Genomic DNA, 12,284 nt, shown 5'->3' on the forward strand with positions numbered 1-12,284 from the left:
CATATGCTTTGGACATTTTTTCTCGGCGAGTGCCTCGCCTGCGAAAAAACTCCGACTCATGTTCAGTTTTCAAGGAGCAAGCTTGTCTTACTCGGTACTGCTTGTCCGACTCGCTTTCACGGCCGGATAAATACTTTACCATACCCGATCGTTCGCCTGCAAGCGACAATGTTTTCCATCGCTGTCGGTCGCTCGACCGTGACGCTCGCATTCCGCGGCGACAAGAATATACTATACTCGCTTTTTATTAAGGATGCAAATGGTGTTTTGTTACAGAAATTAAGACGACACCCAAGACTCACGGCCCGGGTGTCGATGTGGATACGCTAATGTTCCTTACTTGCTAACCGATCGAAACGCTCGCGCCTCGGGTCCGACCGCCAATCGTCCCACGTCAATCCCGAATGCTCCAGAATCGCCTCGATCCGGCGGCGGAACGGCAGCCCCGCGGCCGACAGCTGCTCCTGCATCGGATCCGGCTTGCCCTGGAGAATTCCATACACCCAACGATCTAGCCGCTCCTGCATGGCCGCAGCCACATCGGGACGCTCGTCGACCAAATTGCGGGTTTCCCCCGGGTCTTCCTCTAAATCGTACAGCTCCGCGGGCGGTCGAACGAAAGGACCCGAATCGTAGGTGCGGATATACTTGTAACGATCGTCGCGAATGCCGCGGGCCGCCTGCCAAGCGCATTCGCTAAGGAAGACGGCGTCGTGCGTCCGCTCCGCCTCGCCGCGAATGGCGGGCCAGAGACTGCGGCCGTCCAACCCGTCCGGCTCGTCGAGCGACGAGACGTCGATGCCGTCGGGCGACGCGTCCCGGACGGCCGCAAGCACGGTCGGCAGCAGATCGACCTGCTGCACGAGCCCGCTCACCCGCCGGCCCGAAGGGATGACGCCCGGCCAGCGCATGATCACCGGCACATGCACGGTCGGCTCGTAAAGCCCGCAATGATCCCAATAAATGTCATGTTCGGTCAAGCTCTCGCCGTGGTCGCCGAACAAGATGAGCAGCGTCTCGTCCCGAATGCCGAGCCGTTCCAGATGCTCGTCGAGCTCCCGCAGCCGGTCGTCCAAATACCGGATTTCCGCATCGTACATCGCGTCATAGTAGACACTATCCGTGACGGGACCGACTAGGTCGTAATGATGGTGCTTGAAGAACGGGTAGGCTAGATGGTTATAAGCCGCATCCATGCTCCGGTTCTCGGGATCGTACGGATCTCTGCCCTTCTCGTAAAACATGGACTTGTACTCCTCGGGCGGCAAGTACGGCGTATGCGCATCCCAATAATGAAGAAACAAAAAGAACGATTCATCCTTATGCTGCGTCAACCAAGGCAAAGCCATGTCGTTGACGGTCCGACCGTCGATCCAGCGCCTGCGATCGTCGACGCTGTTCATATAATAACGGAACCCGCGCGCGAACCATTCCTTCAATTGATACAGGTTGTCGACCGCCGCGGTCGTAAACCCTGCGCCGCGCAGCATCGTAGGCAGCCACTCCCGCGACTTTGGCAGCTTCGTTAGCGTTGAGCCGTGCGAGACGATGCCCGTACGAAGTCCGACCTTGCCGCTGAAGATGCCGGTGTGAGCGACCTCCGTCGGGATGTCGGCGGCGTACGCCTTTTCGAATAACACCCCTTCGGAGGCGATGCGGTCCAAATACGGGCTCGTCGGCTTCGAATACCCGTAGCAGCCGAGGCGGGATGCGCGCAGCGTATCAAGCGACACGAAGACGATCTTCATCCGACGCCACCTCTTCGGAGCGGCGGCGCGACCAAGTCGGCGATCGTCGCGGCGTTGCTTGCCAGCGCACCCGACCGTGTGTCGATCACCACGTCCGCGTCGGTCGGCTCCTCGTACGGGTCCGAGATGCCGGTGAAGGCGGCGATTTCCCCGCGGCGCGCCTTGGCGTACAATCCCTTGACGTCCCGCCTCTCGCATTCGTCGAGCGGACAGCGGACGTAAATTTCGGTATACCCCGGAACATGGGCGCGAACGTAGTCCCGCATCTCCCGATACGGGGTGATCGCCGAGACGAGCACGGTGACGCCGTTGCGCGACAGCAGCTTCGCGACGTACGCGATGCGCCGAATATTTTCCAACCGGTCCTCTCTCGCGAACCCCAAACCTCTACAGATCGTCTCCCGCAGCTCGTCGCCGTCCAGCAGCTCGGCGCGAACCCCGCGCTCCCGCAGCATCGCTTCCACGCATCGGGCGGTCGTCGTCTTGCCGGAGCCCGACAATCCCGTAAACCAGAGCACCGGGCTTGCTTGCGATGCATTCATGCTGTGATTCACCCTCTCTCCTCGAGACTTACGTCCGCGCCGACGCCGTCATTTCGCTTGCGCTTCCTTCTCTTTCGCCTGCAGGGAGCGGGCGTTCGAGATCGAGCCGATATATAACGATTCGTAAGCTTCTTGGGACGTACGGAACGTCTTCCCGGTACCGCTCCAATCCAAGTTGGTGTAGATCGGATTCGTCCGGCCGGTCTCCGATTCCCGCTTCGCGATATGCGCCAGCATGCGCTGCTCGAGATAAGCGACGACGTCGGGCTCTCGGTCGGCGACGTTATCGTTTTCCTCCGGATCCCGAATCAAATTGTACAGCTCTATTTCCGGCTTGCCGTGGAAGTCGGGCTCCAGCGCGCGAATGAGCTTCCACTCCGGCGTCCGCCACCCATGCTTGCGCATCCAGGTGCACTCGGTGATATAAAACTCGCTCACCTTCTCCGTCTTCTCCCCGTACATCGCCGGCACGAGGCTGCGGCCGTCGAACGCGTACGGCGGCTCGAGGCCGAGCAGCTGCACGATCGTCGGCGTAATGTCTTGGATGAGCGAGACGTCCGCGACCCGCTTGCCGGCCGGCACGCGTCCCGGAAACTTGATGATGAGCGGCACGACCAGCGTGCAATCGTATAAGCCGTGATGATCGAAGAAGCAATCATGTTCATAGAGCGTCTCGCCGTGGTCGGACGTAATGACGACGAGCGTCTCCTCTTCGATGCCGAGCGCCTCGATCTTCGCGAAGATCGATTGGATGCAGGCGTCCATATACGCGACGGCTCCGTCGTACTGGGCGCTGACGTATTCATGGTCCGTGACGCCCTCCGGAATCCAAGACTTCAAGAAGTCGGCGAACGGCTTGAACGCGTACACCGGCTCCATGGAACGGTTGGACGGATCCTTCTCGTTCGCGCCGTAGAACATCCGGTCGTACGGCTTCGGCGGCAAATACGGAGAGTGCGGGTCCATATGTCTCATGAAAAGGAAGAACGGCTTCTCGTCCGCCGCCAATCGCTCCAGCTCCGGAATCGCGACGTCGTTCAGCAGCTGCGCCTTCGGCGTGCGCCCGGTGTCGTCCGGCAGCCAGGACTCGTAATTCAAATACGTCTGGAATCCGCGCGAGGACGGATTGCCGGTAAAGCCGAGGCAGGTCGTGTTGTAACCGGCGTCGCCGAGCATCTCGGCCAACGTGCGCACATGCCCGCCGAGCGGCCCCTTGTGCCGAAGCGCCACGACGTCCGTTCCGAACGCGTCCATGCCGGTCAGCATCGAGGCGTACGCCGGCGTCGTCGGGATGCTCGGGCTGAAGTGCGCCTCGAACAGCGTCCCGCCTAAAGCGAACGCATCGAGGTAAGGCGTCGTTAATTTTCCGTATCCGTAAGAACTCATATGATCGCGGCGCAGGCTGTCGATGCCGAATACGATCACGTTCGGTTGCTTCTTCGCCATCTCTCGTTCCTCCTTATCTCGCGTTCAATCGCTTCAGACATGCGTTCAAGTAGCCGTACGATTCGGCCGCGACGGTCACAACGTCCGCGAGCGAATGCTCCGGCTTCGCGCCGATGACCTCCAGCACGACGGGGCCGTCGTAACCGCCGTCCACCATCGCCTGGCAATAACCGAACAAATCGATGTCGCCGCGGCCGCAAGCCTGCAGCTCGATCGGACCGGGTCCTTGCGCCCGGCCTTGGCAATCGCGGATGTGGATATGCTTCACGCGGCTGAGGACGGCGGGAAGCGCTTCTTCGGCGTTTTCGCCGGAGCGGTGAATATGGCTCGGGTCCATATCGATGCCGAAGGCGGGCGAGTCGATCGCGGCCATCGCGCGTTGCGTCGTCGGCGTGTTATAAATCGCGTTGCCGACATGCGCCTTGACGCACAGCGTGACGCCGAGCGCCTCGGCCTTGCGCGACATCTTCGCGAGCTGCGCGATCGACGCCGCCACGTCCTCCTCGACGCCGGATTTGCCGCCCGGGCCGACGTTCACGACTGGGATGCCGAGACCGGCCGCCGCTTCGAGCGCCGTCGTCAAGCGTTCCTCGTTCAGCGTGGCCACCTCCATGGAGAGCAGCGAGAGGCCGTTCTCCTCCGCGATCCGCAGCAATTCGTCTCTCTGTTCCTGCCAACGGGACAAGTCGAGATGCTCGCACATGCCTTGGATCGCCGCAAGCTCGACGCCGTCGTAGCCGGCGCGCGCGATCGACCGTGCGGCCGTCGCGAAGTCGAATTCCTTAAACAACACCGAATTGACGCCTAATCGTATCATGGGTATGCTTCGCTCCTTCGTGGGAAATGGGGTCGCCCGATCACAACATCGTCAGCGGATCGCCGTGCAGCGGCGGCAGCCGGCGCGGGCGGACGAGCTCGCCGCCGCGTTCGTACGATTCGATGACGGCGAACGTGTATTCCAGGACGGCCAACGCGTCGCGCCCGTTCGCCCGCAGCTGCTCGCGCGGCACGCCGTTCGAGACATCCTCGAGGAACGCGTGCAGCCGATTGCCGAACGTGGAGTTGAAGTCGTTCGTGCCGAAGTCCGTCACCTCCGGGGTCGGCTGGACGGAGATGGCGGGGATGCCCTTCTCCGCTTTCCAATAGGACACCTTCTCCACGCAATTCTCGATGCAGAACGTCCCCTTCGACCCGGCCATCTCGAGGCTCCACCATCCGCCGAGGCCGTACACCGCGTCGCCGCGCTGGCTGAGCAGGTAGCCTACGCCGCCATTGGCGAATTTGACGTGGATGCTGTTGATCGACACCATTACGTCGCCCGCGTTGCGGCGGAAGCCCGGACGGTCGGAAAACGTCTGGATATGCGTAATGTCGCCGCAGAAGTGGCGCATGACGCTGAACGGATGCGTCAGGAACGCTTTCATATGGAAGTAGGGATGATCTTTGATCTTCGGCGAGCCCGCGGACGCGTATCCCGCTTCGCCGCCGTTGAAGCCCATCTTCATCAAACAATAGACGAGCTCCCCGACGCCGCCTTCGTTCACGTATTGCATCGCCTTCTCGGCCGGCGGGGTGAAGTAATGGTTCAGATTGCAGCCGAGATATACCTTCATCTTCTCCGCCGCGGCATACAGCTGCCGCCCTTCCTCGATGTCGTGCGCCAGCGGCTTCTCGACGAGCACGTGCTTGCCCGCGAGAATCGCTTCCATCGCCGGCTCGAAGTGCCAGCTGCCGTTATCGATGCCGCCGGTCGTGACGTCGACGATTTGCAAATCCGGCTCGTTCTCGAGCATGCTCCGGAGGCTGTAGTACGCCTTCACGCCGAACTTCTCCGCGGCCGCGTCCGCCTTCGCCTTCACGACGTCGCACACGGCGACGAGGTCCGCCAATTCGTCCTTCTTGTAGCAGGCGGCGTGGTTGTTGCCGATGCCGCCCATACCTACGATGCCGATTTTCAATGCCATCGAGTCGCTTTCGAGACGCTGCGCGTCGCAGCGGTCGCGAAAGCGTTCACCTCCCTTTATATTTTCGGAAAATGGTCCCTACACGCTCTCGATCCCTGCGTCGTCGAGCCGCACCCGGCGTCCCTCCCGCGCCGAGACGTACGTCGCGAGCACCATGCGAAGCGCGGCGCGCCCTTCCTCCGCCGTCGCGATCGGGCCTCGTTCGCCTCGCAGGAACGCCGCGAGCGGCTCCGCGAGCGCCCGGATGCGGGCGAAGTGCGTATCCGGCGTCTCGATGCCGCTGTCGACCCACCGCCCTTCCTCCGTCGAATACCACCGGAGGCCCGAAGCGCCCGGCGCTCGAGGAACGTTGCAGCTGACCGCGTCGCCGAAGTTTTGGACGATCGTCCCCTTCTCGCAGACGATCTCCGTCGTGTTCTCGGCTGCCGCGCACGTGAACGAGCAATTCACCTCGGCGAGCGGGCCGCCCGGGTACCGGAACAAGGCGACGCCGTTGTCCATCGGGATGCGGGGGTGATGCAGCGACTCGATTTCCGCGGTGACGCTCTCCGGCTCGCCAAGGAGCCATAACAAGAAGTCGATCGGATGCGAGGCGTCGTCCGCCCAGATGTCGCGATTGAGCTTCGGGTCGACGTGCCACGAATCGGCGAACGCGGGCTGCAGCCCGACGCTTAATCCGTGTCGGCGCCGAACCGTGAACGTTCGACCGAGTCGACCTTCTTCGAGAAGCGCTTTCATCTTCGCGTTTTGCGGGTCGACCCGCATCTGCCACGCCATCGTGAACGGCACGCCGTACCGGTTCACCGCTTCCACGACGGTGTCCGCTTCGGCCGACGTCAGCGCCATCGGCTTCTGCAGCACGATCGCCTTGCCGGCGGCCGCCGCCTTGACGACGAGCTCCGCGTGCAGCGACGTCTCGGAGGCGATGACGACGGCGTGCACGTCGGGTCTTGCCAGCAGCGCCTCGACGTCCCGGCAAGCTTCCAAACCGTGCGCCTCCGCCGCTTGCGCGAGCCGCGCCGGATCATGGTCCCAGCCCGCGGCGACCCGAACGCCGTAAGCCTCGCGTTTTTTCCATTCCTCGATATACCCGTTGACGTGTCCGTGGGCGAATCCGAGGATCGCCGCGTTCACGCGTCGGCGTTCTTCCATCCCGCTCCCCCTTTCGAGTTCAAGAAGTCCGTTCGTTGCGTTGCGATGTTCTCCGCCTATCTCTCTGTATCATAAAATAAGCGTCCGCCCGCATTCATGGCGGATCGGGACAATGTACGATCCGATTCAGCCACCGCTCCCTTTTTTGTATTCCAGCGGGGTGACGCCGAACGCGTCGAAGAACAGGCGGGAAAAATACCGCGCGTTCGCGATGCCGACCGACTCGGCGACCTCGTATACTTTCAGGTCGGATTCGCGAAGCAGCCGCTTCGCCCGATCGAGCCGATATCGCTGCACGTATTCGTTGAAGGGCTTTCCGACTTCCGCGCGAAACAAGGCGGCGAACCAGCTCGGACTCAGATTGACGCGCTTCGCGACGTCGTGCAGATGAATGTCTTGATCGTAATGCCGATGCACGTACTCCACCCCCTGACGCACTTCGCTGCGCGCGCCCGCCTCCGCGCTTCCGCGGCGCGCGCCGTTCGCCCATCCGTCCAACAAGCGGTCGACCGCATCGGACAACTCCGACGCGTCGAAGACGGATTGCAGCGCCTCGCTCGACTCCGCGTAGCAGTCGAGCGGCGCCTCCCCTTCGGCGGAGACGGCGGCGCAGAGCAGCCGGGGCAGCGCCGCGCGCGCCGCTGGCCACGCGGCCGACGCCGCGCCGCCTTCTCCGATCGACCGCAACCAGCTTCGGAGTAGGGCGGCGGCTTCGGAGCGCGGCAGACGGGCGAGCCGCTCCTCGGAAGGCGACGACGGCAGCGCTGCCGCGCTCGAAGGCAGCGCGCTCAGACGCAGCGCCGCGTTGACGGGCAGGAACAGCCCGTCGTCCGCCGCCGCTTGCGCTCGGCGCACCGTCTCGCCGAACTCCTGCCAATCTCGCAGCTCGTCGGTCAGCAAGAGCCGCGCTTTGCAGCCTTGCGGCGTTTCCCGGAAGAGGGCGTCCCAAGCGGCGGCGACGTCCGCCGCGAGCGCCCCCCGCATCCCCCGGGCGCCCCGGTAATAGACGAACGCCCATGCATCGCGCTCGAGACGGAAGGAGACCGCCGTATCCCCGTCGCCGGCCGCCGGCGGCCGATCGCTTCGCGCCGCCGCCCATGCCGCCGAGGCGCGCGACGCCCGCAGGACGGCGACGACGACCGCGCCGAGCGGCATCTCCGCCGACAGGCGCTCGATCGCCGCCGGCGCCGCCGGCGATCCGGCCGCGCAGACGGACAGCCGCTCCTTCGCCGCTTGCCGCCGAAGCGCCGCCGCCTCCCGCGCTTTCCCCGCGACGCGGTCCAGCGACTCCGCGAAATCCGCCGCCTTGAACAGCAGCTTCGTAACGTAGTCCGCCGCGCCGTACCGCAGCGCGGCTTGCGCCTTCTCGAATTGATCGTAGCAGGTGAGCATCAGCACTTCCGGCGGAGACGGCAGCTCCCGGAGGCGCCGCAGCAGCTCCAACCCGTTCATGACGGGCATGCCGATATCGGCGATGACGATGTCCGGGCGAAGGCGCTTCGCCAGTTCGAGCGCCATGACGCCGTTGTCGGCTTCCCCGACGATGCGGTAGCCTCGTTCCTCCAGCCCGAAGCCGCGGATTTTCTTGCGGACGTAAGGCTCGTCGTCCACGACGACGAGGCGGATCGGTTCGTTCATCGACGTTCCCCCTCTTCCAACCGATACGGAATATGGATGCGGACGGTCGTGCCCGCGCCCGGGCCGCCGCTTTCGATCCGAAGACCGTACGACGCGCCGAACGTATGCGCGAGTCGCTGATGGACGTTGCGCACGCCGATGCCGTCCGCTTCGAGCTCTTCGGGCGCGGCGATCCGCGACTCCAGCGCCGTCGCCGCCTCCGCGGGCATGCCGACTCCGTTGTCGCGCACGGCGACGACGAGCGCGTCGCCCTGCCGCTCGGCCGAGACGGTCACGACGCCGTTCGCGTCCGGCGCAGGCAGCAAGCCGTGAAACAGGGCGTTCTCGACCAACGGCTGCAGCATCAGCTTCAGCGCCGATGCGTCGGCGTGTGTGCGGGCGCTGTCGTCGATCGTCAGCGAGAAGCGCTGGCCGTACCGCTGATTGACGATAAACCAATAAAACTCGACGTTCTCGATTTCCTCGCGGAGCGTTCGGACGTTGCCGCGGCGCTGGTCCAAGCCGTACCTCAGCAGTTCGCCCAGCGACTCGAGGAGTCGATGGAGCTCCTCTTTGCTGCCGTGATCGATCACGTCGTCGATCAGATTGATCGTGTTATAGAGCAAATGGGGGTTCATCTGCGACAGCAGCGCTCGCATCTCCGTACGGCGCTTCCGCTCCTCCGTCGCTTGCAGGTTCGCGATCAAGTCCCGAATCGTCGCCGTCATCGCATTGTACTGATCGGCGAGCTCTCCGAACTCGTCGGCCCGCTCCAGCTTCATCCGGTAATGCAGGTCGCCCTTGGCGATGCGCCTCATCCCGACGGTCAGCTGCCGGATCGGGCGGGTGAACCACCAGGAGACGATTCCGTAAATGCACATAAAACCGACGATGCCGACCGAGAGCACGACCACGCTTAGCGTCGTCACCGGGCGGAACGTCCGCTCCACGGCCTCGAGATCGCTTACGACGACGATCTTCCATCGCGGATGCGCCGGAATGTCGGCGGACGCGTAATAAAAGCCGTTCTCCTGAAAATAGCGCTGCGCCCCGGGCAAGCTCCGGGTCGCTTCGTTCGACTGCCTTAGCGGATGGAGCGGGTTGCTCCCGAGCGTGATGAACGAGTCGATCAAGCTGTCGTTTTGATCGTACAGGAGCACCTGCAAATCGTAATCGTCGACGAACGCGATCGTCTTGTTCAGGAAGCCCGTCGTATCGACCGCCATGGAGAGCCGGCCGAGCGGATTCATGTCGCTGTCGTACACCCGCTTGCTGATCATGGTGACCGTGCTGAACAACCCGAACTTGCCCATGTTCGAATAGAAGGGGGGGCTCCAATCGATCGGCGGATACCGGTCGAGCGGCTGCGCCTCGATGACCGACAGCTCCTTCTCGGCGAAGCTCGGCCAGTAGCTCTCCGGGTATCCGACCATATCGCCGTCGTCGCCGATGAAGACGATGCCGCGGATCAGATCCGCGCGCACTTTGGCTACGGTTTCCATGTACGACAGCAGCCCCTCTTTGTCCGCATTGTCCTGAAGGACCGTCCCTTCGACGTCCAACATCAGATCCGCCGCCCGATCCATATGGTCCCGGACGAACAACGCGGCCTGCTCGGACATCTCGCGCATCGCCGAGCGCTTGGACTGTTCCAAATAATCGATCGCTTGATTTTTCGACGCCTGTACCAGCAGCATGGCGAACGCGGCGCTCGGGATCATGAGCAGCACGATCAGCTTCCAATGCGATTTCAAGCGAGTCCATTCCATCCCGGAAGCCTCCGTTCCTCGTAGAACGGGAGAAAAGGAGCCGCCCGCCAAGGCCGCTCCGTCTTCCCGTTCGTATTCCGTCGTCCGCCTTACGGCATCGACGCGCCTAACTGCTCCGCCGCTTGCTCCATCAGCTTCTGTCCGCCCGACGCCTTCCACTCCTCCACGTACGCGTCCCATTCGTCGAAGCTGCGGTTGCCGAGCACGAAGGCGATTTCGTTCTTCAGTTGGAAATCGTTGATCTTCGACTCGGTCGGTCCGTCCAGCGTGATGAAGATGCCGAAGTTTTCGTGTCTCGGCAAGTTATTCACGTAGATGTTGTGCTCGCTGCCGATTTTGCCCACTTCGTCGTCGTAAATTTGCCAGAGCAGCGTATACCCGACGAACTGCCAATCCGGCAAACTGTTCAGCTCCGGCTTAATGTAGGCGGGGTGCTTCTCCTTGTCGATGAAGAACACGTTCGTGCCGTCCGCCTCGTTGAAGACGACGCGGGAGCCGTCGGGGTAGATGTCCGGGCCGCCGCCCTGCGACACCGTCCAATAATTTTCGTTCGGATAAATCATTGTGTCTATAATATGGGCGATCCGCTTCATCTTGCCGGGATCCTCGACCGCCTTCTTCGAAAACACGAACATCCCGCCCGGCGCCCCGCCCGGCGCGTATTTGCCTTCCTGTCCCGCCGCCGCGGACGGCGGAGCGATCGGCTTCCAGACGTTCAGCACGCTCATGTCGCGGTTTTTCGCGTTATACGTCTCGTCGATCAAGTTCCAGCCCGGGTAATGCACCATGCCGACCTGATCGTTGAACGTATACGCCTTGAAGGGCTCCCACGAGATCGTATACCAGTCGGGGGCGAGCAGTTGATTGTCGTTCAGCTTCTTCAGAAACTCCAGGTAGCCGCGCGTCGTTCCGTCCAGCATCGGGTGGTTGATTTTTCCGTCGACGACGTTCCAGGACGGGTGACCGAACGCGCTGCGCAAGCTGTCCAGCATACCAAAGCCGTTGCCGCCGCCGGCGCCGCCCATGAACCATGTATCCGCCTTGCCGTCCCCGTCCGGATCGTTCTTCGTCACCGCCTCGGCGTAGGCGTACAGATCGTCGACCGTCTTCGGCATGTTAAGGCCGAGCGTCTTCAGCCAATCCTCCCGGATGAAAAATCCCCAGTTGTCCTGGAACGTACTGTACCGCGGGATGCCGATCATCTCGCCGTCGACCGTCGCCCAATTCGCGAACGTCTTCGTCACGTATTGCGCCGCCTGCGGCATGTAGGGCAGGATGTCGGACGCCTCGGCCAGCTGTCCCTGCTTGTAGAGGGAGATCGCCACGTCCTTGAACGGCATGACGACGACGTCCGGCGCGTCGCCGGAGGCGAACCGGACCGCCACGTTGTTTCTGAGGTCCGCCGACGTCAAGTTGGTCAACTTGAGATCGACGTTGTACTTCTCGTCCAAATACTTCTTGATCGGATCGTCGGGAATCGGTTGGTTGAAGGCGCCGGGCAGCATGATTTCGATTTCGTATTTTTGCGCCGGATCGTCGTACGCATAACTCGCCGGGTCGACAGCCTTCGGAATCGGGAAGGCGTCCGGAAACTCGCCGATCGGCTCCGGCTCCTTCACCGGCCCCGCGGACGCCTCGCCTTCCGGCTGCGCCGCCTCTTCCTTCGACGGCGCGTCGTTCCCGGGCGGTTCGTCGGTCGCCGCCCGTTCGGTGCATGCGCTCAACACGGCGATCAGCGACGCAAGCATAATGGCCATTCCGGAGCGTAACGTTCGCTTCATGTCTCTTCGTCCCCTTTTTCCTTAATTTCTCTCTTCAGCCTTTCACGGCGCCGAGATACATCCCTTTAATGAAATGCTTTTGCAGAAACGGGTACACGCACATGATCGGCAAGATGCCGACGACGACCGTCGCCATCTTGATCGTCTCCGAGCTGACGCGCTGGGTGTCCTTCAAGATGAAATTCATCTGATCGTTCGCCATGCTGTCCACCGTCAGCATATTCCGGAGCACCATCTGCAGCGGGTACAGCTGCTTGTCGTTCAA

10 protein-coding genes and 1 pseudogene are annotated in these 12,284 nt (G+C 62.6%); 1 reads left to right on the top strand and 10 read right to left on the bottom strand.

All coding sequences use genetic code 11. The annotated features are described in order from the left end of the window. Nucleotides 1-330 (top strand): hypothetical protein (locus tag RIN49_RS28525; RefSeq protein WP_309123483.1); only part of this gene is annotated, 330 nt, incomplete at its 5' end. Here RIN49_RS28525 and RIN49_RS28530 read toward each other — a convergent pair. From RIN49_RS28530 to RIN49_RS28575, 10 genes and pseudogenes are all read right to left on the bottom strand, one after another. Continuing rightward, nucleotides 327-1,748: a sulfatase family protein gene (locus RIN49_RS28530; RefSeq protein ID WP_309123484.1), complete on the bottom strand. Its 1,422-nt coding sequence runs from the start codon at nucleotides 1,746-1,748 to the stop codon at nucleotides 327-329. The genes RIN49_RS28525 and RIN49_RS28530 overlap by 4 nt on opposite strands. Next, on the bottom strand, nucleotides 1,745-2,290 hold the full coding sequence (cysC, locus tag RIN49_RS28535) for an adenylyl-sulfate kinase (RefSeq protein ID WP_309123485.1): 546 nt from the start codon (nucleotides 2,288-2,290) through the stop codon (nucleotides 1,745-1,747). The genes RIN49_RS28530 and cysC overlap by 4 nt, the downstream gene beginning before the upstream one ends. A 48-nt stretch (nucleotides 2,291-2,338) precedes the next feature. Continuing rightward, entirely contained in the window at nucleotides 2,339-3,736 is a 1,398-nt protein-coding gene (locus RIN49_RS28540; RefSeq protein ID WP_309123486.1) for a sulfatase family protein, read from the bottom strand. A gap of 13 nt (nucleotides 3,737-3,749) precedes the next feature. Beyond that, a complete protein-coding gene (locus RIN49_RS28545) occupies nucleotides 3,750-4,553 on the bottom strand; it encodes a sugar phosphate isomerase/epimerase family protein (RefSeq protein ID WP_309123487.1) in 804 nt (267 codons plus the stop codon). Nucleotides 4,554-4,593: 40 nt separating this feature from the next. Further along, nucleotides 4,594-5,700, bottom strand: a complete 1,107-nt coding sequence (locus RIN49_RS28550; protein ID WP_309123488.1) for a Gfo/Idh/MocA family protein — start codon at nucleotides 5,698-5,700, stop codon at nucleotides 4,594-4,596. Between the two features lie 78 nt (nucleotides 5,701-5,778). Continuing rightward, complete coding sequence (locus RIN49_RS28555) at nucleotides 5,779-6,852, bottom strand: Gfo/Idh/MocA family protein (RefSeq protein WP_309123489.1); 1,074 nt, start codon at nucleotides 6,850-6,852, stop codon at nucleotides 5,779-5,781. A 126-nt stretch (nucleotides 6,853-6,978) separates the two neighbouring features. After that, nucleotides 6,979-8,490, bottom strand: coding sequence for a response regulator transcription factor (locus RIN49_RS28560; protein ID WP_309123490.1), 1,512 nt, complete (start codon nucleotides 8,488-8,490; stop codon nucleotides 6,979-6,981). Then, entirely contained in the window at nucleotides 8,487-10,238 is a 1,752-nt protein-coding gene (locus RIN49_RS28565; protein WP_309123491.1) for a sensor histidine kinase, read from the bottom strand. The genes RIN49_RS28560 and RIN49_RS28565 overlap by 4 nt, the downstream gene beginning before the upstream one ends. Nucleotides 10,239-10,327: 89 nt before the next feature. Continuing rightward, nucleotides 10,328-12,019: an extracellular solute-binding protein gene (locus tag RIN49_RS28570; protein WP_309123492.1), complete on the bottom strand. Its 1,692-nt coding sequence runs from the start codon at nucleotides 12,017-12,019 to the stop codon at nucleotides 10,328-10,330. A 34-nt stretch (nucleotides 12,020-12,053) separates the two neighbouring features. Further along, nucleotides 12,054-12,284: pseudogene (locus RIN49_RS28575) on the bottom strand (ABC transporter permease); the annotation flags it as partial.

Source organism: Paenibacillus sp., from assembly GCF_031177825.1.
In the GTDB taxonomy this organism is placed as follows: domain Bacteria; phylum Bacillota; class Bacilli; order Paenibacillales; family YIM-B00363; genus Paenibacillus_AE.